The sequence below is a fragment of the Rhodococcoides navarretei genome, assembly GCF_038069675.1.
In the GTDB taxonomy this organism is placed as follows: Bacteria; Actinomycetota; Actinomycetes; order Mycobacteriales; family Mycobacteriaceae; genus Rhodococcoides; species Rhodococcoides navarretei.
In genome coordinates, this window is the sequence record NZ_JBBPCN010000001.1 from 2,096,973 (window position 1) to 2,120,781 (window position 23,809).

Annotated in this window: 21 protein-coding genes and 1 other RNA gene; 11 read left to right on the plus strand and 11 right to left on the minus strand. The window is 65.0% G+C overall.

The genetic code is table 11. From position 1 onward, the window contains the following. Window positions 1-44 precede the first annotated feature (44 nt). The 3 genes from AABD04_RS10105 to AABD04_RS10115 are packed head-to-tail and all read left to right on the plus strand — an operon-like array spanning window position 45 to window position 2,522. Window positions 45-782 carry a zinc ribbon domain-containing protein gene (locus AABD04_RS10105; RefSeq protein ID WP_032394446.1) on the plus strand — a complete coding sequence of 246 codons (738 nt, stop codon included), beginning with the start codon at window positions 45-47 and terminating at the stop codon, window positions 780-782. Next, complete coding sequence (locus tag AABD04_RS10110; RefSeq protein ID WP_341441088.1) at window positions 740-1,897, plus strand: bifunctional RNase H/acid phosphatase; 1,158 nt, start codon at window positions 740-742, stop codon at window positions 1,895-1,897. Before AABD04_RS10105 ends, AABD04_RS10110 begins: the two co-directional genes overlap by 43 nt. A gap of 34 nt (window positions 1,898-1,931) precedes the next feature. Further along, entirely contained in the window at window positions 1,932-2,522 is a 591-nt protein-coding gene (locus AABD04_RS10115; RefSeq protein ID WP_341441089.1) for a hypothetical protein, read from the plus strand. A 91-nt stretch (window positions 2,523-2,613) separates the two neighbouring features. Here the strand turns inward: AABD04_RS10115 and AABD04_RS10120 are convergent, their stop codons facing one another. Further along, on the minus strand, window positions 2,614-3,864 hold the full coding sequence (locus AABD04_RS10120) for an SLC13 family permease (protein ID WP_341441090.1): 1,251 nt from the start codon (window positions 3,862-3,864) through the stop codon (window positions 2,614-2,616). Beyond that, on the minus strand, window positions 3,861-4,385 hold the full coding sequence (locus tag AABD04_RS10125) for a DUF1697 domain-containing protein (RefSeq protein ID WP_341441091.1): 525 nt from the start codon (window positions 4,383-4,385) through the stop codon (window positions 3,861-3,863). The genes AABD04_RS10120 and AABD04_RS10125 overlap by 4 nt, the downstream gene beginning before the upstream one ends. A gap of 70 nt (window positions 4,386-4,455) precedes the next feature. On the opposite strand from AABD04_RS10125, the gene AABD04_RS10130 reads away from it, so the two are divergent. From AABD04_RS10130 to AABD04_RS10150, 5 genes are all read left to right on the plus strand, one after another. Next, entirely contained in the window at window positions 4,456-5,034 is a 579-nt protein-coding gene (locus AABD04_RS10130; protein WP_341441092.1) for a TetR/AcrR family transcriptional regulator, read from the plus strand. Then, complete coding sequence (locus tag AABD04_RS10135) at window positions 5,031-6,443, plus strand: MFS transporter (protein WP_341441093.1); 1,413 nt, start codon at window positions 5,031-5,033, stop codon at window positions 6,441-6,443. Before AABD04_RS10130 ends, AABD04_RS10135 begins: the two co-directional genes overlap by 4 nt. Before the next feature lie 16 nt (window positions 6,444-6,459). Continuing rightward, an RNA gene (rnpB, locus tag AABD04_RS10140) (RNase P RNA component class A) lies at window positions 6,460-6,900 on the plus strand. A 60-nt stretch (window positions 6,901-6,960) separates the two neighbouring features. After that, on the plus strand, window positions 6,961-7,143 hold the full coding sequence (locus AABD04_RS10145; protein WP_045194843.1) for a hypothetical protein: 183 nt from the start codon (window positions 6,961-6,963) through the stop codon (window positions 7,141-7,143). 2 nt (window positions 7,144-7,145) lie between these two features. Continuing rightward, window positions 7,146-8,576, plus strand: coding sequence for an RNB domain-containing ribonuclease (locus AABD04_RS10150; RefSeq protein WP_341441094.1), 1,431 nt, complete (start codon window positions 7,146-7,148; stop codon window positions 8,574-8,576). Here AABD04_RS10150 and pip read toward each other — a convergent pair. The 4 genes from pip to AABD04_RS10170 all read right to left on the minus strand — a co-directional run bounded on the left by pip (window position 8,566) and on the right by AABD04_RS10170 (window position 12,713). After that, a complete protein-coding gene (gene pip, locus AABD04_RS10155) occupies window positions 8,566-9,522 on the minus strand; it encodes a prolyl aminopeptidase (RefSeq protein WP_341441095.1) in 957 nt (318 codons plus the stop codon). The genes AABD04_RS10150 and pip overlap by 11 nt on opposite strands. A gap of 1 nt (window position 9,523) precedes the next feature. Continuing rightward, window positions 9,524-9,970, minus strand: coding sequence for a hypothetical protein (locus AABD04_RS10160; protein WP_243595056.1), 447 nt, complete (start codon window positions 9,968-9,970; stop codon window positions 9,524-9,526). A gap of 42 nt (window positions 9,971-10,012) precedes the next feature. Next, window positions 10,013-10,864, minus strand: coding sequence for a 3-methyl-2-oxobutanoate hydroxymethyltransferase (gene panB / locus AABD04_RS10165; protein ID WP_243595055.1), 852 nt, complete (start codon window positions 10,862-10,864; stop codon window positions 10,013-10,015). A 118-nt stretch (window positions 10,865-10,982) separates the two neighbouring features. Next, window positions 10,983-12,713, minus strand: a complete 1,731-nt coding sequence (locus AABD04_RS10170; protein WP_341441096.1) for an NAD+ synthase — start codon at window positions 12,711-12,713, stop codon at window positions 10,983-10,985. Between the two features lie 82 nt (window positions 12,714-12,795). Here AABD04_RS10170 and AABD04_RS10175 point away from each other — a divergent pair, with 82 nt between their 5' ends. From AABD04_RS10175 to AABD04_RS10185, 3 genes are all read left to right on the plus strand, one after another. Continuing rightward, a complete protein-coding gene (locus AABD04_RS10175) occupies window positions 12,796-14,355 on the plus strand; it encodes an alpha/beta hydrolase (RefSeq protein WP_341441097.1) in 1,560 nt (519 codons plus the stop codon). A 102-nt stretch (window positions 14,356-14,457) separates the two neighbouring features. Continuing rightward, the gene (gene glnA, locus AABD04_RS10180; RefSeq protein WP_243595052.1) at window positions 14,458-15,798 is read left to right on the plus strand and encodes a type I glutamate--ammonia ligase; all 1,341 of its coding nucleotides are present in this window, start codon (window positions 14,458-14,460) and stop codon (window positions 15,796-15,798) included. Window positions 15,799-15,927: 129 nt separating this feature from the next. After that, window positions 15,928-18,975: a bifunctional [glutamine synthetase] adenylyltransferase/[glutamine synthetase]-adenylyl-L-tyrosine phosphorylase gene (locus AABD04_RS10185; protein ID WP_243609931.1), complete on the plus strand. Its 3,048-nt coding sequence runs from the start codon at window positions 15,928-15,930 to the stop codon at window positions 18,973-18,975. Here AABD04_RS10185 and AABD04_RS10190 read toward each other — a convergent pair. The 5 genes from AABD04_RS10190 to AABD04_RS10210 are packed head-to-tail and all read right to left on the minus strand — an operon-like array spanning window position 18,972 to window position 23,645. Further along, window positions 18,972-19,955, minus strand: a complete 984-nt coding sequence (locus tag AABD04_RS10190; RefSeq protein ID WP_341441098.1) for a glycine betaine ABC transporter substrate-binding protein — start codon at window positions 19,953-19,955, stop codon at window positions 18,972-18,974. The two genes, AABD04_RS10185 and AABD04_RS10190, sit on opposite strands and share 4 nt — an antisense overlap. A gap of 34 nt (window positions 19,956-19,989) precedes the next feature. Continuing rightward, the gene (locus AABD04_RS10195) at window positions 19,990-20,973 is read right to left on the minus strand and encodes a glycine betaine ABC transporter substrate-binding protein (protein ID WP_341441099.1); all 984 of its coding nucleotides are present in this window, start codon (window positions 20,971-20,973) and stop codon (window positions 19,990-19,992) included. Further along, window positions 20,973-21,782, minus strand: a complete 810-nt coding sequence (locus AABD04_RS10200) for an ABC transporter permease (RefSeq protein WP_423228130.1) — start codon at window positions 21,780-21,782, stop codon at window positions 20,973-20,975. Before AABD04_RS10200 ends, AABD04_RS10195 begins: the two co-directional genes overlap by 1 nt. Continuing rightward, complete coding sequence (locus AABD04_RS10205; protein WP_243595048.1) at window positions 21,779-23,002, minus strand: ABC transporter ATP-binding protein; 1,224 nt, start codon at window positions 23,000-23,002, stop codon at window positions 21,779-21,781. The genes AABD04_RS10200 and AABD04_RS10205 overlap by 4 nt, the downstream gene beginning before the upstream one ends. Further along, entirely contained in the window at window positions 22,995-23,645 is a 651-nt protein-coding gene (locus tag AABD04_RS10210) for an ABC transporter permease (protein WP_243595047.1), read from the minus strand. The genes AABD04_RS10205 and AABD04_RS10210 overlap by 8 nt, the downstream gene beginning before the upstream one ends. Between the last annotated feature and the right edge of the window lie 164 nt (window positions 23,646-23,809).

Genomic DNA, 23,809 nt, shown 5'->3' on the forward strand with positions numbered 1-23,809 from the left:
AGGGTGATCGGAACCAACTTCCATAGTCGCAGGAGTCATCAAGCGTGAACGTCGATCCCAAAGTCCAGGCCTCGCTGCTCGAATTGGCCGGTGTGGATACCGAACTCTCGCAGATCGCCCACCGCCGCAAAAGCCTCCCCGAGCAGCAGGAGGTGGACAAGCTCGAGACCGAGCGCACCACCCGCAAGGACGCCGCGGTGACGGTGCAGATCTCGATGGACGACCTAGATCGGGACATTCGCAAACTGGAGGGCGAGGTCGACGCCGTTCGTCAGCGCGAGGCCCGCGACAAGAAAATGCTCGAGAGTGGCACCATCGCTCCGAAGCAGATGACCGAACTCCAGCATGAACTCGGCAGCCTCGAACGGCGCCAGGGGATCCTCGAAGAGGAACTGCTCGAGGTCATGGAACAGCGTGAGGCCAGTGAGCGGGACTACGAGCACGCCGGTGCGCAGCTGACGCAGATCGAAGACGAATTGGTCGACGCGGGCCGTCGCCGCGACGACGCCGTCGCGGACCTCGATGTCGCGGAGAAGCGCAGCGCCGAGCGCCGCGAGTCGTTGGCCTCGGGATTGCCCGCGGATCTGCTTGCGCTCTACGAGAAGCAGCGAGCGCTCACCGGCCGTGGTGCGGCACTGCTGCAGGCTCGCCGCTGTGGAGCGTGCCGAATCGAACTCGATCGCAACGAGATCGCGAGCATCGCCAACAAGCCCGCGGATGCTTTGATTCGTTGCTCCGAATGCAACGCAATTCTGGTGCGCACCAAGGAATCCGGAATTTGAGCCCGGTATCGAGGGTCGTCGCCGAGGCCGACGGAGGGTCGCGCGGTAACCCCGGCCCGGCAGGGTACGGCGCTGTGGTGTTCAGCGCCGATCGCTCGCAGGTGCTCGCCGAGCGTCGGGCATCGCTCGGCGTGGCCACCAACAACGTCGCCGAGTACAACGGACTGATCGCGGCATTGACTGCGGCTCGTGATGTCGGAGCTCGTGAGGTTGCCGTCCGTATGGACTCCAAGCTCGTCGTCGAACAGATGTCCGGACGCTGGAAAGTGAAGCACCCGGACATGATCCCGTTGCAGCGAACAGCGGCCGAACTGGCTCGCCACTTCGACTCCGTCACCTACGAGTGGATTCCGCGCTCGCAGAATTCACACGCCGATGCGCTGGCCAACGAGGCGATGGACGCAGCTGCCGAAGGTGTGGACCTGTCGGAATTGCCCGACGCCGAGCCGGTTGCGAAGAAGACCGAGTCGCCCGGGTGGACCGGCGCGATGGGGGAGCCGACTCGCCTGCTGTTGCTGCGTCACGGCCAGACCCCCATGTCGGTCGACCGGCGATACTCCGGTCGCGGAAATCCGGATCTGACCGAGCTGGGTCGACGTCAAGCCGATTCTGCGGCAACGGTTCTCGGTTCACGTACCGATATCGACGCCATCGTTGCCTCGCCGCTCGCACGCGCCCAGCAGACCGCCGCAGCGACGGCCGACCGCCTCGGATTGCCCGTGACCACCGTCGACGGTCTCATCGAGACCGATTTCGGCGACTGGGAGGGCTTGACGTTCGGCGAGGCGAAAGAGCGATACCCGGAGCAGCATCAGGACTGGCTCGGTAAGACGTCCGCAGCACCGCCGAATGGGGAGAGCTTCGACGCGGTGCGCACGCGCATCGAAGCAACCCGCGATCAGTTGCTCGCCGAGTACGCCGGAAAAACCCTTCTGGTGGTCACCCATGTCACCCCGATCAAGATGCTGCTGCAGCTTGCACTCGACGTCGGCCCGTCGCTGCTGTATCGACTGCACCTCGACCTCGCGTCGCTGAGCATCGCCGAGTTCTACCCCGACGGGGGGGCCTCGGTGCGATTGGTCAACGACACCTCGCACCTGACTCGACTGGCCTGATCCTTTCGGAGCATCGAAGGAGAACGCGGTTCGTATGTCCGAGAACGGTATCCGCGAGCCCGTGGCGGCCCACTGGATTGTCTTGGCATCGTTCGCATCGGCCGTTGCCGGTCTGGCAGTCGCGTTCGGGTGGCGGTACGGGGTGACGCGGAGTTGGCTCGATGCGGATGCGCCACCGCCTGTGAATCCGAGTGACACCGGGTACTTTCGCGTGTACGACTACGTGCAGTACGTGTCGGGACCGACATGGTGGCCGATCACGTGGGTCGCTCCGGTTGCCGCTCTTGTGGTCGGTGCTCTCGTGTCGATCGCTCTCGGTCGGTTTCTTCGCAGTCCCTTGCAGCTCATCGCGGCCACCCTGGTGTCGGGAGGCAGCGTCGGCGCGGGGGCAGCATGGTGGGCTCGGAGCGAACCTCCCGAGATCCGCGTCAGGATGGTCGCGGATCCCTATTTCGGCGACCTCGGGCCGACCGGCGCTGCGCGTCTGGACATCTACGGCGGTCCGCCGTTGTTCGACACCGTGCATGCGGGGCTGCTGTTGCCGGTGCTGGGAGCGGTGATCGGTGCCGCGGTGTTCGGTGTGGGGCTGGCGGTCTCGACACTCCGCACACGACGCTTGATCTGACTCCGCGCCGATTTTCGAGCAGGTTTGCCGACGGCCTTACCCGGCAGCTGTCGGGACTCGCCTGTTCGGTTCACGAGCCGTGTATCGAGGGTCAAATCTGCAGCGCGAGCCATAAGCCCGCCACGGCACCGACGATGGTCAGCGGTGTGGTGATGACGCCCAGCACGGTGAAGGTTCGCAGATCTGCCGGCTCGTCGTTGGCCGATGCGACGCGTCGCCACAGCATGATTGCCAGCGAGCCGACGTAGGTCAGGTTGGGGCCGAGGTTCACCCCGATCACCATGGCCAACAACAGCGCCGGGGGAGCGTCGGCCCCGAAGGCGGCCAGTAACAGCAGCGTCGCGGGCAGGTTGTTGACGATGTTCGACGCCACCGCCGCAATGGCCGCCGCGGCCAAGAGCGACATGAAGGTGGTGTCGGACGGCAGGATTCGCGCCAGCCAGTCACCGATCGGTCCCGTGGTGACGCCGAGCACGACGATGCCGAGCAAGAAGACGAAGCCGCAGAACGGCAGATCGGCACCGCGCAGAATGGCGCGAGGCGTGGTGCGCCGACCTCGAAGTGCCGGGATCGCGAGTGCCACCGACCCCACTGCCGCCACCCAGAACGGTTCGATGTCGAACAGGCCTGCCACTGCGAAGCCGATGAGTGTCGCGGCGAGGATGACGAGAGTGATCCGCGGTGCGGGTACGTCGTCGGCGCTCTGCTGGGTCAAGTTCTCTGGCGGTGTGGCGGTGCGGCTCAGATCCTTGCGGAAGAAGATCAGGAACACAGCCAACTCGATGACCACCGCGAATATCCAGGGCAGGACCATCAGAGCGGTGAAGTGCAGGAAGGTCAAACCGGTCGCTGCGAAGGCGAGCAGGTTGGTCAAGTTCGACACGGGCAGCAGCGTCGACGCCGAATTGGACAGGTGCGCAGTGGCGTAACTGTGGGGGCGAGCAGACATTCCGAGTAATCGAGCAGCGCCGATGATGGCCGGCGTCAGCAGAACCACGGTGGCGTCGAGACTGAGGACTGCCGTGGTCGATGCGGCTGCTGCAAACACCAGGGTCAGCAGTCTGCGTGGGCTGCCCTTCGCGCCTCGTCGTAGCTTCGCCGCGATCCAGGTGAATGCGCCGAGCGCGTCCGAGAGATGGGCCAGGATCAGGATGAACGCCAGGAACACGACGGTGGGAGCGAGTTCGAGTACTTGCTCGCGCGCAGCGTCGAGGCTGACGAGGCCGACGAGCAGAACGACCGCCGCGGCGGGCAGCGCGGCGACGATCTCGGGGAGACCGCGCGGGCGAACGATGGCGAACGCGAGCACAGCAGCGACCAATGCCGCGGCAAGAACGGTCACGCGAGAATCTTCACGAGCGTGCGCACGTTTCGCGTCGTGGTCGTGGCCTTGTACTTCGCTTTGGCCGTGGCTTTCCCGAACGTGCTGTCGGTGGTGTTGCCCTTGCGCACCTCCCAGTAGAGCACGCTGTTCCCCTCGTCGATCCTTTCGAGCTCGGGGTCGAGTTCGTCTGCAAGAGCGGACAATTCGGTCACATGGCTATCATCGCTACCGAACACGACATAAGGATGCCAGCCATCCCGTTCGGCGTCGAACGGGTAGGAATCCACTATTGCCCGAAGTGTCGGCACGTCCAGCACGACAACCCAGGCCTGGTAGCCGAACGTCTGGGCCAGCGCGCTCTCCACCTGTGCCTTCACCTCGGCGGCGGTCAGCGGGGAGCACAGCAGGACATTTCCGGTCGCCAGAACGGTCCGGACATCGGTGAAGCCGGCCGATGTCAGGGCGGCGCGGAGATCGGCCATCTTGATATTGATGCCGCCGACGTTGATGCCGCGCAGCAACACGACCCATTCGTTCATGGGAGGAACTGTAGTGAAGCGCTCGACAAAGACCTTGGGTAAGTAGTTAGTAACCAGTAACTTAGTGCTCATGGCACAGCGGGAACGGATGACCGGACCCGACCGTCGCGAGCAGATCCTGCGGATCGCAGCGGAAGAGTTCGCGACGGCCGGACTCCACGGCGGTTCGACCGAGGCGATCGCCCGCACAGCCGGGATCACCCAGGCCTACATCTTTCGGATATTCGGAACCAAGAAAGCGCTGTTCTCCGAATTGGTCGTCGCGTCCTTCGATCGGTTGGCGGACGGAATGCGCGAAGCGGCGGGTACGGACACCGGGCAACGGGCGTTGGCGTCGATGGGGGAGCGCTACTACACCATGCTCGAGGATCGAACCTCACTGTTGCTGCAACTACAAGGGATCGCAGCATGTGGCGACCCCGAGGTCCGGGACGCGGTGCGGGTGGGCTTCGGCCGGATGTGGAACACCGTTGCGGAGATCACCGGGCTCGATGCCGTGACCGTGAAAGCATTTCTCGCGTTCGGCATGCTGCTCAACAGTGGTGCGGCCCTGCAGATCGACGACGTCGACGCACCATGGGCGAACGGAGTGGGCACTCGCATCCAGGCCGGATTGTTCGACCACATCACGAGCGACACGAACCGATGACCGCCGAGGCCGAGTGCCACGACTCGCGACTGCTCGTGCGTTCGCTGGTGTTCGTCGGGGTCGTGGTGGCCGCCGTCGGCAGTCTCGGTGCTCCGTTGATCACCAGTGTTGCAACCACATTCGATGTATCGCTGTCGAGCGCGCAGTGGACGTTGACGGTGGCGCTGTTGACGGGTGCCGTCACGACACCGATTCTGGGCCGTCTCGGATCGGGCCCGCATCGAAGGGCAGCGATTCTCGGGACACTCGGCGTGGTGTCGGTCGGAGGAGTTCTGACCGCACTCCCACTGTCCTTCACCTGGTTGCTCCTCGGCCGAGCAGCACAGGGAGTGGGGCTCGCTCTGACCTCGATGCTGATGGGGGTTGCCCGAGATCATCTGTCCGACAGACGCTCTGGATCGACCATTGCGTTGTTGTCGGTTGCATCGACGGCGGGCGTCGGCGTGGGGTACCCGTTGTCGGGGCTGTTGACCGAGCACGGTGGAATCCGCGCCGCCTACGGATTCGGTGCTGTGATCACCGTCCTTGCGCTGCTTGTTGCGCTGAGAGTCATTCCTGTAGCTGCGCAGAAAGACTCGCTGCGGATCGACGTCCCCGGTGCACTGCTGCTCGCGCTCGCCCTCTCCCCGGTGCTGATTCTCGTCAGTGAGACTGCGCTGTGGACGAGCCACCCATGGGCGGTGGGGACACTGGCCACAGTCGCGGTCGTCAGTGCGGGCATGTGGGTCCGCGTCGAACTCAGGAGCTCGGCACCGCTCGTCGATCTCCGGTTGCTCCGCCATCGGGCCGTGGTCGGGGCGAACGGAGCGATGTTCCTGGGCGGCATAGGCATGTATCTCCTGCTCACCATAGTGACGCGATACGCGCAGACGCCGTCCGGTGCTGGATACGGCTTCGGGCTCGACGTCTTCACGGCAGGACTGGTCCTGGTTCCGTTCTCCGTGTTCGGGTTTCTCGCGGGCAAATTGGTGCCAAGTGCACTACGTCGGGTGGGGCCCGCCCACGCTCTGACGGTCAGCGCACTCGTCGTTCTAGGGGCCCTCGCGCTGTTCGCCGGAACCCGAACCAGCGTCCTGGAACTCTGCCTCGCGATGTCGATCCTGGGCTTCGGTGTCGGGAGTTTTTCGGCGGCGATGCCTGCCGTCGTTCTTTCGGTGGTTCCGTCGGGGGAGACCTCGAGCGCCATGAGCGTCAACCAGGTGGTGCGCAGTGTCGGGTTCGCGTTCGGTAGCGCGCTCGGTGGTCTCGTCCTGGCCGCTGGAACGAGCGCCGGTTCCACCTTTCCGATGGAAGGGTCGTACACGTCGGCTGCCTTGGTCGGCGCGGCCGTCACCGCTGCTGCGGTCGTCACGAGTGCGACCGTTCTTCGTGGTCGGGCAGGCACCGGGCCCCTCGAGCGAGCCGAGTAGAGTACGCAACTGCGAACGAGTTGGCCGGACGGCTGCGGCTCGGAGGACCGGCGACCGAGTGTCGTCGCGCTTCGAGCCGAGGAAAGTCCGGACTCCACAGAGCAGGGCGGTTGTTAACGGCAACCCGAGGTGACTCGCGGGACAGTGCCACAGAAAACAGACCGCCTGCGGGACGGTTCTTCGGAATCGAACTGCAGGTCAGGGTGAAACGGTGCGGTAAGAGCGCACCAGCATCCCAGGTGACTGGGATGGCTAGGTAAACCCCGCCCGGAGCAAGGTCGAAGGCTGCACCCCGAAAGTGGTGCAGCTGCGCAGGTGCTCGAGGGCTGCTCGCCCGAGCCTGCGGGTGGACTGCTCGAGGTACCCGGCAACGGTGTGCCCAGATGGATGGTCGTCCAGCCGAACCTGCGAAAGCAGGAACGGCAGACAGGATCCGGCTTACAGGCCGACTCGTTCGCACCCACTATTTCTCCCGCAGTTCTCCTGCGGCGTCGCTGCATGGGGCACACTGGAAGTCATGACCGACGACGACACCTCCTGGTACTACGACATCAGCACCAAGCAGGTCGTGCAGGGCAAGCAGACCAACGCCCTCGACCGCATGGGCCCGTATCCGGACAAGGCCACCGCTGAACAGGCGTTGAAGATCGCCGCGGCTCGCAACAAGGCTGCCGATTCCGACGACGACTGGAACAACTGACGGTGCTGCTCACCCGGCTGAGGGCCCCGGGCTTCGACTTCGAGGCCATCAGATCCGAGTTCGCACTCACCGAAGCATTCGACGCAGACGCGATGCGCGAGGCGGTCGACGCCCGAGACCTGCACGCCGACAGCAGAATCGACCGCACCGACATCCCGTTCGTGACCATCGACCCACCCGGCTCGAAGGACCTCGACCAAGCCGTACATATCGAGAAGACGTCCAACGGTTTGGTGGTGCACTATGCGATCGCCGACGTGGGCGCACTGGTGACGCCCGGGGGAGCGCTCGACACCGAGACCCGTCGACGCGGCCAGACGTTCTACCTTCCCGACGGGTCCGTGCCGCTGCATCCGCGAGAGCTGTCGGAGGGTTCGGGCAGTTTGCTGGAGGGGCGGACTCGCTGCGCCGCGCTGTGGACCATCGAACTCGACGACGTCGGCGAGGCTGCCGCGTGGACGGTCACCCGCGCGCTCGTTCGGTCGACCGCCCGGCTCGACTACGCCGCAGTGCAAGCCGATGTCGACGCGGGGGCACCGCATCCGTCCATCGCAGCGCTGGCCGAGTTCGGGGCCCAGCGCGCAGCTGCAGCCAGACGGCGCGGAGCCGTCGACATCACGCTTCCCGAACAGGAAGTGGTTCCCGACGGGCGGGGTTGGCGCACCGTCCTGCAGCCACGCACTGCAGTGGACGGGTGGAACGCCGAGGTGTCGCTGCTGACGGGAATGTGCGCCGCCAGAATCATGCTCGACGCCGGAATCGGCATCGTGCGCACCCTGCCGCCCGCCTCGTCCGAATCCGTGGACGCACTGAAGAATACCGCCGAAGCGCTCGGAATCGACTGGCCTGCAGGCGCATCCGCCGGTGCCGTACTGGCAGGCCTGCCCACCGACGAGCCGTCGACGCTGGCGATGATGACTCGGGCGACGGGATTGCTGCGAGGTGCGGACTATCTCGCGTTCGACCGTACGACCGACCCCGTCGACGGCGATGCGTCGGTGGAACATGCGGGGATCGGCGCGCCCTATGCCCATGTGACGGCACCGCTGCGGAGGCTGTCCGACCGCTTCGCCACCGAGGTGTGCCTGGCCGTGGTCGCCGGCGCATCGGTGCCGGACTGGGCGGCGCAGGCTCTGCCGGAGCTGCCCACGATCATGCGCGGATCGGATTCTGCGGCATCGAAAGTGGACCGCGCCTGCATCGATCTCACCGAAGCACACGTGCTGAAGAATCGAGTGGGCGACAATTTCTCGGCTGTCGTTCTGCGCGGTGCCGAGGGCAAACGTGACGCCGAGGTGTTGGTGTCGGAACCCATCGTCCTCGGAAAATGCGACGGCGAACCACCTGCGGGGGAGTCGGTGACGGTCCGGTTGGCCCGGGCCGACACCGACTCACGCACAGTTGCCTTCGATTACGTACCCGTCACGGCCTGAGACGGTCTGTGGCCTCCACGAGGTGATGCACGATGCCCGGTTCGGCGGCAGAGTGCCCTGCGTCGTCGACGATCACGAGATCCGCTGAGGGCCAAGCCTTGTGCAGTGCCCAGGCACTCGTTGTCGGGCACACGACGTCGTAACGGCCCTGCACGATGACTCCGGGAATGCCGTCGAGCAGGTGGGCGTCGCGGAGCAGTTGGTTCTCTTCGAGAAAGCAGTTGTTGCGGAAGTAGTGGTTCTCGATACCGGCGAATGCCAGGGCGAACCGTGGATCCGAGTTGTCCTGCACTGCATCCGATTTCGGCAGGAGGTAACTCGTCGCCGCCTCCCAGGTGGACCACGCCACCGCAGCGCGAGTTGCGGCTTCGCGGTCCTCGGACATCAACTGCCGGTGATACGCCTCGACGAGATCGCCGTCGCGTTCGTCCTGCGGAATCGGTTCGAGAAACTTCTCCCACAGATCGGGGAAGAGGTGGCCTGCCCCGCCGCCGTAGTACCAGTCGATCTCGGACGGCCGTACCAGAAATATCCCTCGCAGTACCAGCCCTCGCACGCGATCTCGGTGCGACTGTGCGTAGGCCAGCGACAACGTCGATCCCCATGATCCGCCGAACACCAACCACGTGTCGATGCTCAAGTGCTCCCGGAGCTTCTCCATGTCCGAGATCAACCGGTCGGTGGTGTTGACCGACAGATCGGCACCGTCGGCGATGTGGGGTGTCGACTGCCCGCAACCACGCTGATCGAACAACACGATTCGATAGGCCTGCGGGTCGAAGTACCGGCGCTGCAACGGATTGGTGGCACCGCCCGGACCGCCGTGCACGAACACCACCGGCGCACCGTCGGGGTTGCCCGAGACTTCCCAGTAGATCTGTTGGCCGTCACCCACATCGAGGTGTCCGGTCTCGAGAGGGGCGATCTCGGGGTAGAGGGTGCGCATACTAGAAGCCCACCAAACCGGAGGCGAGGTCCGGAATGTCGAGGGATCGGATGGCCTCGTCCCGCACCTCCGAGCACGTCTCCGTCGTGATCTCGTCGACGATCGCTCGGTTCTGCACCACCTGCAGGTTGATGACACCGCTCTGCGCCGCCCAGGTCTGCACCAGGATGTTCAGCCCGCCGCGGCCCAGAGTGGGCCCCTGGACACGCCAATTGGACAGCTGCGCCTCGAGATCGGTGCACAGCTGTTGCTTCTGCGCATCGGTGATCACTGCGTCCGCAGGCGGTGCCGTGACCGTGGTGGTCGGTGCGACCGTCGTGGTCGACGACGAACCGGTGTTGGTGGTGTCGGTGCTGCATGCAGTCGCTACGACGAGAAGCGCAGCCGCGCCTGCCACTGCGACTGCGCCTCTTCCTGCGATGGACGTCGTACCCCGTCTGAGTTTCATGGCACCGAGTGTGCCACCCGAACATGGACGAGGCGAGGACGATCAGTAGCTGTGTTCGGGCCCGGGGAAGACTCCCGATCGCACCTCGGACAGGTACGTGGTGGCAGCGGTGCGCAGTGAATCGCCGACATCGGCGAACTTCTTCACGAACTTCGCGGTCTTGCCGTTGGTGTAGCCGGCCATGTCCTGCCACACCAGAACCTGCGCGTCGCATTCGTTGCCCGCGCCGATACCGACCGTCGGAATGGTCAGCTTGCGGGTGACCTGACCGGCGATGTCGGCGGGAACCATCTCCATGACGACCGCGAACGCACCGGCCTCCTGGACTGCGATGGCGTCGGCGACAAGCTGCTCGGACGCGTCACCGCGTCCTTGGACGCGGAATCCGCCCAAGGTGTTGACGCTCTGCGGGGTGAAGCCGACGTGGGCCATCACGGGGATGCCCGCGGCAGTGATCGCGGCGATCTGAGCGGCCACGCGCTCGCCGCCTTCGAGTTTGACCGCGCCCGCGAGCCCTTCCTTCATGAACCGGACTGCGGTTTCGAGAGCCTGCTGCGGCGAGGCCTCGTAGGTGCCGAAGGGCAGATCTGCGACGACGAGAGCATGCGGTGCGCCGCGGACGACTCCACGGACCAGCGGAAGAAGTTCGTCGACGGTGATCGGCACGGTGGTGTCGTAGCCGTAGACGACGTTTGCCGCCGAGTCGCCGACGAGGAGAACAGGAACTCCGGCCTCTTCGAAGATGCGGGCGCTGGAGTAGTCGTATGCGGTGAGCATTCCCCAGCGCTCGCCGTCCGCCTTCATCTGGAGAAGGTGGTGCGTGCGGGTCTTACGGGTCAGTGCGGTGGAGGGTGCTTCCTGAGCAGATCCGCCGTACACAGCAGTGTCGGACATCTTTGTCCCTTTCTGGTCCTCGAGGCCCGCTCGGCGGGTCCCCGGGATGGGGTGTGATGACGTGCACGAGTCTGCCACTGCACGCGACCTGCCGGAGCGCTACCGGCAGTGCAATTCGTCACACCTCGTCGAGGGCCGCGTAGTCGCGCCAACCGTTGGTGATCGGCATGCGGCGGTCGCGCCCGAACGCACGAGAGGTGACCTTGGTACCGATCGGATACTGACGCCGCTTGTACTCGGACGCGTCGACCTTGCGCAGGATGTCCGCGACCACCGCCGCGTCGAAACCGGCCGCCACGATGTCCACGAAGCCTTGGTCGTGGTCCACGTACCGAAACAGTATGGCGTCGAGTTCGTCGTAATCGGGCAACGAGTCGGTGTCGAGTTGTCCGGGACGGAGCTCGGCGGACGGTGGTTTGTCGATGCTCGACTCGGGAATCGGTGGGATGTCCCCACGGTCGGCAGCGGACTTGTTCCGCCAGCGCGCCAGATCCCATACGAGCGACTTCGGTACATCCTTGATCGGTGCGAAGCCGCCGACGGCATCACCGTAGATCGTCGAATAGCCAACGGCCAGTTCGGATTTGTTTCCGGTCGCCAGCACCAGATGGCCGGAGGTGTTCGACAGTGCCATCAACACCATGCCCCGGCACCGTGCCTGAATGTTCTCCTCGGCCAGGCCGGTCAGGTGCAGCTGGTCGACGTAGCAGGCGACCATGTCTGCAATCGGCTCGACGCGGAAATGGATGCCGGTGCGCGACGCGAATTCCTCTGCGTCGGTGCGGGAGTGATCCGACGAGTAGGTAGAGGGCATCGACACTGCGTGTACCGCATCGCTACCGAGTGCGTCGACGGCGATGGCCGCGACCACCGCCGAGTCGATGCCGCCGGACAGTCCGAGGGCGACCGACCGAAAGCCGTTCTTGTGCACGTAGTCTCGTAGACCGGTGACCAGCGCGCCCCATACCTGTTCCTCGGTGCTCGCGATCTCTGCGAGATACGGTTCGGCTCGCTGCCAGCCGGTGACGGCCGCGTCGGGGAGCGTCACCCGGTCGATGGTCCAGCCGGGTACCTCGGCCGCGTCGGGATGTGGTGCAGCCGGGGCGTCGACGTCGACGATCAGGAGATGCTCGACGAATTGGGGGGAGCGGCCCCAGGTGGAACCGTCCGGCCCGACGACGAAGCTCGCCCCGTCGAACACCAGCTCGTCCTGTCCGCCGACGACGTTGACGTAGGCGATCGGCGCTCCGATCTCGGTGGCCCGGCGCCGGGCGATGGAGCGCCGCACCTCGTCCTTGCCCTGTTCGAAGGGACTGGCATTGAGGCAGAGCAGCATGTCCACCCCGGCTGTAGCATAGGCAGGCACGGAGCCGCCCGGTTGCCAGATGTCTTCGCAGACAACAACACCCAGTCTCACTCCGTTGACTGCGACGATGCTCAAGCACGATCCGGGAGCGAAGTAGCGGGCCTCGTCGAACACTCGGTAGGTGGGGAGCGAATGTTTGTCGTATCGAGTCGTCACCCGCCCGTCGACGATCACCGCCGCGCTGTTCCGCGAGCCCTCGGCGTCGCGATCGAGGTAGCCGACCACCACGATGCGGTCGCCGCATCCGGCCTTGTCCAGGGCTGTCGCCAACTCGGTGAGGGCACGAACCGATGCGGCGGCGAACGACGGTCGCAGTGCCAGATCCTCGACGGGGTATCCCGTGAGCGCCATTTCGGGAAACACCACCACGTTGGCCCCGTCGTGGGCCGCGCGGACCGTCCACTCGACGATCGCCGCGGAGTTCGCGGCGAGATCACCGACGACGGAATTGATCTGGGCGAGGGCGAGTCGAAGTGCCTGCACGGCGTCCACGCTAGTGCTCCGACGGCGTCCTCGCCGGGCAGCGAGGACGAGGCGCGCTCGCAGGACCTGGCACGATCGTGGCATGAGAACGCGCACCAGGAGCACGGTCGTGGCGCTGTCCGCCGTCGCCGTGGTGCTCGCGGGCTGCTCCGGCCCCGAGCCCACAGCCACACCGGAGAACTCCGAGGCGTCGTCGCCGGCATCCGTCGCCGGTCCCATCCCTGCGGGGCTCGAGAGTTTCTACACCCAGACCCTGCAGTGGGAATCCTGCGACCGGTACAACACCGACGGCAGCGAACTGGGCGGCTCCGTCGAGTGCGCGATGGTGACCGTGCCGCTCGACTACGCCGATCCCACCGGCACGACCATCGAGGTCGCCATCTCGCGGACGAAGGCGACGGGCGAGAAGATCGGTTCGATATTGATGAACCCGGGTGGGCCCGGCTCCTCGGGGCTCTACCTGGCCGAGCAGGCCGCGGGCACCGCCGTGGCCGATCGCTTCGACCGGATCGGCTTCGACCCACGCGGGATCGGCGCATCCGAGCCGGAAGTGCGGTGCCTGACGTCCGAGGAGGTCGACCAGGAACGTCGCGAACCGGATGTGGATGTCAGCCCCGAAGGCATCGCAGCGACCGAGGCCGAACACCGCGACTACGCCGAGAACTGCGTCAATCGGACCGGGGCGGAGGTGCTCGAGCACGTCGGTACCCGGGAAGTGGTGCGCGACATGGACGTCATTCGCGCGGTTCTGGGCGACGAGAAGCTGACCTACATCGGCTACTCCTACGGCACCCGGATCGGGACCGCGTACGCCGAGGAGTTCCCGTCGAACGTGCGCGCGATGGTGCTCGACGGCGCGCTCGATCCCGACCAGTCACCCGTCGACGAGGCCGTCGCCCAGGGTGCGGCGTTCCAGACCGCGTTCGACGAGTTCGCCACGGACTGCGCACAGACCGAGACCTGCCCGCTCGGCACCGACCCGGCGCAGGCAGTCGAGCAGTTCCGATCGCTGGTGGATCCCCTGATCGACCGGCCGGCCGAGACGACCGATCCCCGCGGGCTGAGCTACGACGATGCGATCACCGGTGTTCAGCAGGCGCTGTACTCGCAGCAGCTGTGGCGTCTGCTGCGGGCCGGCTTGAACGAATTGGGCGACGGCCGGGGCGACACCCTGCTCCGACTCGCCGACACCTACTCCGGACGGCTGGAGGACGGCAGCTACACCAACATCGACGACGCGTTCAACGCCGTTCGATGCGTCGACGGCCCGCCGACCACCGACCGCGCAGAGGCCGACGAGGCGGACGCCAGGTTCCGTGCGGCCGCGCCGTATCTGGACGACGGTCGGGCGACGGGCAACGCGCCGCTCGATCTGTGTGCCTTCTGGCCGGTGCCGAACACGAGTGATCCGCATGTCGTCGACGTGGAGGGACTGCCGACGCTGGTGGTCGTTTCGACGACCAACGATCCGGCCACGCCTTATCAGGCGGGGGTGGAGTTGGCTGCGCAGCTGCGCGCAGATCTGGTGACCTACGAGGGCACCCAGCACACGGTCGCCTTCTCGGGCGTCGAGTGCGTCGACGATCCGTTGGTGAACTATCTCGTCGATCTGGTTCCGCCGGAGGACGGATTACGGTGCTGACGTGCTACCTCACGCCGTGAAAAGTAGGCAGGGAGTTTCACGAAGTGAGACCGAATTCACGATGTAACACAGATTTAACTCCGTTTGCTTACTCTCGCGTTCATGGATCGTCAAAAGGAATTCGTGCTCCGGACCCTCGAAGAGCGCGACATTCGTTTCGTCCGCCTCTGGTTCACCGACGTTCTCGGGTACCTCAAGTCGGTGGCCATCGCCCCCGCCGAGCTCGAAGGGGCATTCGACGAGGGAATCGGTTTCGACGGTAGCGCCATCGAAGGATTCGCCCGTGTCTCCGAGGCCGACACCGTGGCCAAGCCCGATCCGTCGACGTTCCAGATTCTGCCCTGGTCCACCAGCAAGGGACACCAGCACTCCGCGCGGATGTTCTGCGACATCGCCATGCCCGACGGCTCGCCGTCCTGGGCCGACTCGCGCCACGTGCTGCGGCGCCAGTTGAGCAAGGCCGCAGACCTCGGGTTCAGCTGCTACGTGCACCCCGAGATCGAATTCTTCCTGCTCAAGGATGTCCCGCAGGACGGCTCACCGCCGACCCCCGCAGACAACGGCGGCTACTTCGATCAGGCCGTGCACGACTCGGCCCCGAACTTCCGCAGGCACGCCATCGACGCGCTGGAGTCGATGGGAATCTCGGTCGAGTTCAGCCACCACGAGGCCGCACCTGGCCAGCAGGAGATCGATCTCCGCTACGCCGATGCACTGTCGATGGCCGACAACATCATGACCTTCCGCTACGTGGTCAAGGAAGTTGCCATCGAGGAGGGTGTGCGCGCGACGTTCATGCCCAAGCCGTTCAGCGACCAGGCCGGCTCGGCGATGCACACCCACATGAGCCTGTTCGAGGGCGACGCCAACGCCTTCCACAACCCGGACGATCCGATGCAGCTGTCCGAGACCGGCAAGTCCTTCATCGCCGGCATCCTCGAGCACGCCAACGAGATCAGCGCCGTGACCAACCAGTGGGTCAACTCCTACAAGCGGCTGGTGCGCGGCGGCGAGGCACCGACCGCCGCGTCGTGGGGACCGGCGAATCGCTCGGCCCTGATCCGCGTGCCGATGTACACCCCGAACAAGGCGTCGTCGCGTCGCGTCGAGATCCGGAGCCCCGACTCCGCCTGCAACCCGTACCTGGCGTTCGCGGTGCTGCTCGCGGCCGGCCTTCGCGGAATCGAGAAGGGCTACACCCTTCCGCCCGAGGCCGAGGAAGACGTCTGGGCGTTGACCTCCGCCGAGCGTCGCGCCATGGGCTACAAGGAGCTGCCGGGCAACCTCGATCAGGCACTGAACGCGATGGAAGGCTCCGAACTGGTCGCCGAAGCATTGGGCGAGCACGTCTTCGACTTCTTCCTGCGCAACAAGCGTCGCGAGTGGGAGGAATACCGCAGCCACGTCACGCCGTACGAGCTGAAGGCCTACCTGGGTCTTTAACGGCACGGCGTCGTCATGGGCTACGTTCTAGTCGATCCTTCAATGGTAGTTCCGATGCCGACGCGAGCGCCTTCGCGTCGCTGTGCACTGACGACGAGGTAAACCTGTGGCACCCCGAGGTGGATTCTGATGGTGCGTCCTCCGACCTCCAGATCCGTCGTTCCCGGACCGGGCCGTCTCGGCCTCGTCGAAGAAACTGCGCCGTCCGACCTGCGCACCCTCGGCTGGACGGGGGAAGAAAGCCTCGAGCTGCTGTGGTCGCTCTCGCGCGCGCCCAACGCGGACCTCGCTCTACGCACCCTGGTGCGGATGTACGAGTTGCTCGGTGCCGCGTGGACGGAATTCGATACTGCACTGCGCACCGACAAGGGATTCCGTGGCCGCATCCTCGGTCTCGTCGGCGCTTCGAGTGCGCTCGCCGATCATCTCGTGGCCGACGACAGCACCTGGCGTCTGCTGTTGACCAAGGAAGGTCAGAGCAGCGGGGTGTCGGCGAAGATCGAGCTCCCCACCAAGGCCACCCTGGTCGCGGAACTGCTCGAGGCAGTGGGGGCCGAGCCCGAGACCGGGCCCAATGCCGCACCGGACCTGTACCGCGCGTCGCTCACCGGACCGCCCGCCGTGATCGCGCTGCGCAAGAAGTACCGCGACCAGATCATGGTGTTGGCCGCCTACGACCTCGCCGCGACGGTAGAGAACGAGCCCGTCCTGCCGTACACGGTGGTCGGGTCGCAGCTGTCCGATATGGCCGACGCCGCGCTCACCGCAGCACTGGCAGTCGCCGTGGCCACCGTGTGCCCGGACGCCCCGTGTCCGACGCGTCTGGCCGTTGTCGCGATGGGCAAATGCGGTGCGCGCGAACTCAATTACGTCTCCGACGTCGATGTCGTGTTCGTCGCCGAGCCCGCCGACGCGCAGGCCAGTCGCATCGCCGGTGAGATGATGCGCATCGGATCCTCGGCGTTCTTCGAAGTGGACGCGGCACTGCGTCCCGAGGGCAAGCGCGGCGAACTGGTCCGCACCCTGGATTCGCACGTCGCGTACTACAAGCGCTGGGCCAAGACCTGGGAGTTCCAGGCATTGCTCAAGGCCCGTCCCATGACGGGCGACATCGCGCTGGGCGACGACTACGTCGCTGCGGTCAACCCGATGGTGTGGTTGGCCAGCCAGCGCGAGGACTTCGTGCCCGAAGTGCGAGCGATGCGGCGTCGCGTCGAGGAGATGGTGCCGCCCGAACTCCGCGAGCGCGAGATCAAACTCGGACGCGGCAGCCTGCGGGACGTGGAATTCGCCGTTCAGCTCCTGCAATTGGTGCACGGTCGAACCGACGAGTCGCTGCGCGTTCTCGGCACCGTCGATGCGTTGTCGGCACTGACCGACGGTGGTTACATCGGCCGCGACGACGCTGCGAATCTGACGGCGTCCTACGAGTTTCTTCGGCTGATCGAGCACCGGTTGCAGATGCAGCGAATGCGTCGCACACACACCCTCCCTCCGCAGGACGACGAGGAAGCGCTGCGGTGGCTGGCTCGTTCGGCGCACATGCGACCGGACGGCAACCGCGATGCGCTCGGTGTGCTGAACGCCGAGATCAAGCGGAACGCGCAACGCATCAGACGGTTGCACGCGAAGCTCTTCTACCGGCCTCTGCTGGATTCGGTGGTCAAGTTCGACTCGGAGACAGTGCGATTGACTCCGGATGCCGCGACGCGTCAGCTCGCCGCACTCGGCTACGCGACCCCGCAGAACGCGTTGGGCCACCTTCGTGCGCTCGTCGGCTCGGGCACCCGTCGCGGTCAGATTCAAGCCGTGTTGCTTCCGACGCTGCTGGAATGGCTCGCCGACACACCCGATCCCGACGCCGGGCTGCTCAACTACCGCCGATTGTCGGAATCGGCGGGGGAGCAGACGTGGTTCCTGCGAGTGCTGCGCGACGAAGGAGCTGTGGCCCAGCGACTGATGATCGTGCTCGGCTCCTCGGCCTACGTACCGGACCTGCTGATCAAGGCCCCCGAGGTCATTCGGTTGTTCGCCGACGGCCCCACCGGCCCGCGTCTGCTCGACGTCGAGCCGGAAGAGACCTACCGCGCAATCCTGTCGTCCTCGGCCCGCTACGAGGATCCGGTACGAGCGATCAATGCTGCCAGGGCGCTGCGGCGTCACGAACTGGCACGGGTGGCCTCGGCGGACATCCTCGGCATGCTGGACGTACCTCAGGTGTGCCGTGCGTTGTCCTCGGTGTGGGCAGCGGTCATCAACGCCGCGCTTGCGGCTGCCGTCCGCGCCAGCGAGAAGGAGCGCGGTGAACCTGCTCCCGCAACTCTCGCCGTCATCGGCATGGGTCGCCTCGGCGGCGGGGAGCTCGGCTACGGCAGCGACGCGGACGTGCTGTTCGTCTGCGAACCGGTCGACGGCGTCGACGAGACCGTTGCGGTCAAGTGGGCCAACACCATTGCCGACCGCATCCGGAAGTTGCTCGGCGCGCCCAGCACCGACCCACCCCTCGAGGTCGACACCGGCCTTCGGCCCGAAGGCCGCAACGGGCCGGTGGTGCGCACCCTCGCGTCGTACGCCGCGTACTACGCGCAGTGGGCGCAGGCCTGGGAAGTCCAGGCCCTCCTGCGGGCACACCAGGTGGCCGGCGACCAGGATCTCGGCATCCGGTTCTTGCTGATGGCCGACAAGGTGCGATACCCCGAAGGCGGAGTGTCTTCCGACGCGGTTCGCGAAATCAGACGCATCAAGGCGCGCATCGATTCCGAACGGCTGCCCAAGGGAGCCGACCCCGCCACCCACACCAAGCTGGGACGCGGGGGACTGGCCGATATCGAGTGGACCGTCCAGCTCATTCAGCTCAGGTACGCACACAAGGTTCTGACGCTGCACAACACGTCGACCCTGCAGTCACTCGACGCCATCGGCGCAGCCGAGCTCATGAGCGAAACCGACGTCGAATTGCTCAGGGAAGCATGGATTCTCGCGACGAAGGCACGCAACGCGCTGGTGCTGGTGCGCGGCAAGCCCACCGATCAGCTGCCGCGGCCGGGAGCTGTGCTCTCCGCAGTCGCGCAGGTGGCGGGCTGGGAGAACGGCGACGCCGGAGCGTTCCTCGACAACTACCTGCGCGTGACACGTCGGGCAAAGGCAGTGGTGGAGAGGACCTTCGGCGGGAACTAGTCGCTTCCGACGGTGACGAACCCCTGCTGGACCATCCAGTCGCGTGCGACGTTTGCCGGCTCGCGGCCATCGATGTCCACCTGCCGATTGAGCCCGGTGATCTCGGCGTTGGTCAACGCCGCGGAGATCGGAGCGGTGACCTCGGCGATCTCCGGGTACTGCTCGGCAATCGGCGTGCGCAGCACGACCGTGGCGTTGTAGCGGGGAAAGAAGCTCTTGTCGTCTTCGATCACGACCAGATCGAGACCTTTGATCCGGCCGTCGGTGGTGAACACCTCACCGAATGTGCACTGCGAGCCGTCGGCGGTCGCTTGATAGATGATGCCGCCCTGCAACACCTGCCGCGGAACGACATCGGGGTCGAAGCCGTAGGCAGCGGCCATGCCCGGAAACCCGTCCTGTCGTGAATTGAACTCCGTCTCCACGCAGATCTGTGCCACGGAGGGATCGGTCTCGGCGAGCGCGGCGTAGTCCGAGAGCGTCTCGACGCCGGTCGCGTCCGCCGTTGCTCGATTCATCGCGAGCGCGTACGTGTTGTCCATCGGCGCGGGGTTGACCCAGGTGAGGCCGTTGGCCGCGTCCTGGTCGCGCAAGGCCTCGAACTGCCCGGTGGCATCCGGGATGGCGGTCTCGTTCCCCAAGAAGTTGATCCACGCTGTACCCGTGTATTCGTAGGTGACGTCCACCTGGCCGGAGACCATGGCTTGGCGGGTGCTGTTGGACCCCGAAATGTTGGTGAGGTCTCGGACGTCGGCTCCGGCCGCCACCAGCCCGAATTCGAGTATGTAACCCAGAATCACCTGCTCGGTGAATTCCTTCGAGCCGACTATCAATTGTGCGCCTTCGAGCCCCGGCAAGGGTTGGATACTGCCGGGTTCGACGGGCAGCGGCACTGCACTGCCCGACTGCAGACCGCAACTCGCCAGTACCGTCATCACGACGACGCACAGTGGAAGCAGCCATCGTGTCTTCGGCCGCATCAGCTGAATCCTTACGGTTCGATGCAAAAGTCAGCTAGTCCGCGCCGACGGTGACGAAGCCCTTGTCGACCATCCAGTCACGCGCGACGTCGGCAGGTTCGCGGCCGTCGACGTCGACCTGCTTGTTCAGTTCGGTTATCTCGGCGTTGGTCAGCTCGGCCGAGATCGGTGCGGTGATCTCGGCGATTTGCGGGTACTGCTCGGCGATCGACGAGCGGATCACGACGGTGGCGTTGTACCGCGGGAAGAAGCTCTTGTCGTCCTCGAGGACAACAAGATTCAAGCCTTTTATGCGGCCGTCGGTGGTGAATACTTCACCGAACTTGCACTGCGACCCCTCGGCAGTCGCCTGGTAGATGATTCCGGTCTGCAGAATCTGGCGGGGAACGGCATTGGGGTCGAAACCGTACGTTGCTGCGAGGCCGGGGAATCCGTCCTGTCGGGAGTTGAACTCCGTCTCCACGCACAACGCTGACGCGGCCGGATCGCGCGCCACGAGTGCGGCGTAATCCGAGAGTGTCCTCACACCGGTCTGTTCGGCGGTCGTCTGATTCATCGCCAGAGCGTAGGTATTGTCCATCGGCGCGGGATTGACCCACGTCAATCCGTTCGCGACGTCGGCGTCGCGTACCGCTTCGAACTGCTCGGTGGCGTCCGTGATGGGACTTTCGTTGCCCAGATAGTTGATCCATCCGGTGCCGGTGTACTCGTAGGTGACGTCGACCTGCCCGGCGACCATGGCTTGGCGGGTGCTGTTCGAGCCCGAGATGTTCGTGAGGTCGCGAACATCGGCACCGGCAGCGGAGAGCGCGAATTCGAGGATGTAGCCCAATACGATCTGCTCGGTGAAGTCCTTCGAGCCGACGGTCAGTTCGGCACCCTCGAGACCCGGCATGACTTCGATGCTCCCGGGTTCGACGGACAGTGGCACAGCACTACCCGACTGCAGACCACAGCCCGTCAGAGCGATCGTGGTGATCGCGCAGAGTGCAACGAATTGTCTCGTAGATCGCCGCATCAGCGGAGTCCTTTCGGTCCGAGATAGGCCTCCGCGAGTGCTCCGAGCCAGTCGACGAACAACGCGAGGGCGACGGCAAGAACGCCTCCCACGACGAGGATCAGCGGCTGATAGAGCTTGTATCCGGTATCGATCAGAACTCCGAGACCGCCCGCTCCCACGAGAAAGCTCAGTGTGGCCGTACCGACCGCGAGCACCAGCGACGTGCGTAGACCGGCCAACATGTACGGCACGGCCAGTGGAAACTCGATACGCCACAGGATGCCGCTACTCGACATGCCCTGTCCGCGTGCAGCATCGATGTAGCTCGGGTCGACCTGCTGGAAGCCCAACATCGTGTTTCGGAGAACGGGAAGCAGCGAGTAGAACGCGATGGGCAGTACGCCGATCCAGAAACCGGTTTTACCCGTTGCGAGGAAGAGCAACACCAACAGGCCGACCGCCGGGGCAGCTTGACCGATGTTGGCGATACCGATGAATACCGGTGCCAGTCTTCGGTAGCCGTTACGGGTCAACAGTATTCCCAGAGGAACAGCGATCGCGAGCACGAGCGCGGTGACGACGATCGTGATGACGACGTGCTCGGACAGCCGCTGGAAGAGGGTGCTCGCGTTCAGCGTCTCCTTCTGCGTGGCACTCAAGTCGCGGGTGAACGTGTAGGCAAGAAGAACGACGACGACCAACACGATGATCGCGGGTTGCACCAGCAAGCGAATACGCTCCGCGCGCTTGGCCGCCTGCTGTGCCGTTCGCGCGTTACCGTCGTCCGCTGACGCGTCGGCTGCGGAGGTCTCCGCGGCGGAAGTCACGACGCGCTTCCCGTGGCCACGTCGTCGCGAACAACGTTCGAGTCATGACCTTCAGCACTGTCGTCGTCATGGTCGTGAGCATGCTGCGAACGAATGGTTTTGATGGTGTCGATCAGTTGCTCGATGGTGATGGTTCCGGCGTACTCGCCACGTTTACCGGTGACCGTGGCGGTCGCGTTGCCCTCCGCGAGCAGCGCTTCCAGAGCATCTTGCAGAGTCGACTGAGTGGAGACCATTTCGCCCATCGGCACGCCGACGTCGCGCAAGCTCTTCGCGTCGGTGAGGTGGCGACGATCGGTCCACCTAATCGGTCGCCGACGAGCGTCGAGAATGATTCCCCACGCTTCTGGGTCTCTTCCGAGCGCCGTGTTCATCGACTCGACCGACTCGTCCTCGCCCATGACCGGTACATCCGACAATTCGATGTCTCGTACACGCATCAGCGTCAACTGCTTCAACGCTGCACCTGAGCCGACGAATCCGGCGACGGTCTCGTCGGCCGGATTTGCCAGAACTGCTTCGGGTGTATCGAATTGCAGAATCCGAGATTGGTTGCCCAGCACGGCAATCCGATCACCGAGCTTGACGGCTTCGTCGAAGTCGTGCGTGACGAATACGATCGTCTTGCCCAATTCGGCTTGTAGGCGCATCAATTCGTCCTGGAGCAAACCGCGGGTGATCGGATCGACGGCACCGAAAGGCTCGTCCATGAGCAGTACCGGGGGGTCGGCAGCGAGCGCGCGTGCGACACCGACGCGTTGCTGCTGGCCACCGGACAGCTGGCGCGGATAGCGCTCGCGGTACAACGATGGATCGAGACCGACGAGGTCCAGCATTTCGTCGATGCGATCCGATATCCTCGGCTTCTTCCAGCCGATCAGACCCGGAACCATGCCGACGTTCTCGGCAATTGTCATGTGTGGGAACAGACCTGCCTGCTGGATCGAGTAGCCGATGGTGCGGCGCAGCTCGTTCGGGTTGATCGACAGTGCATCCTCACCGCCGATGGTGATGCGGCCCGACGTCGGCTCTATCAGCCGGTTGATCATGCGCATGGTTGTCGTTTTGCCGCAACCTGAAGGCCCTACCAGCACGACGACTTCGCCCGCGGGGATGGTCATGGACACGTTGTCCACGGCGGCGTCCTTTTGGCCCGGGTAGCTCTTGGTCACGTTCTCCAAGACGATTTCTACGCCGGATACGGTGGTTTTCTCACTCACGGATACCCCTCGAGGTGGTCAGTTTGCCGATCACGACGTAGATCCCATCGAGGATCAACGCCAGCAGGACGATGAGGATGGTGCCGGTCAGTGCCTGTGGGACGGCGGTCGGGCTGCCCACTCGGGCCAGCCCGGAGAACAGCAGGTTGCCCAGGCCAGGGCCTTTGGCGTACGCAGCGATGGCCAGGATGCCCATGGCCAATTGCGTGCTGACGCGCATCCCGGTCAGAATCGAGGGCCATGCGAGAGGAATCTCGATGCGCCGCAACACAAGAATGCGGCTCATCCCGATTCCGCGGGCGGCATCGGTGACCGCCGGATTCACGGCATCGAGGCCGACCACCGTGTTTCGGATGATCGGGAGCAGTGAGTACAGGACCAGGGCGGTCACCGTCGGTCGAACGCCCAGTCCCAGTATGGGAATGAGCAGACCCAACAGAGCGAACGACGGAATCGTCAGCACGGTACTCGCCAGGGCTGTCGCGACGGCAGATCCGGCGGGACTGCGGTAGACGAGGATTCCGATGGCGACGCCGATAACGGTCGCGATGATCACGCATTGCACGACGGCCGAGACATGTAGATAAGAGTCGATCGCCAACTGCCTTCGTCGTCCGACGATGAATTCCCACAGTGCGTCCATGAAGTTCGTTGTCCTCTGTTCGCCCTCAGCAGATACAGGTCTTTACCCCACGTACCGACTATCAAACGCCGACCGGGTCGAATTCTGTTGCAATTTGCCGGAATCGGCACGGAACAGAAACAATCCAGAACACGAAAACGCCCGGCCGAAAGAATCGGCCGGGC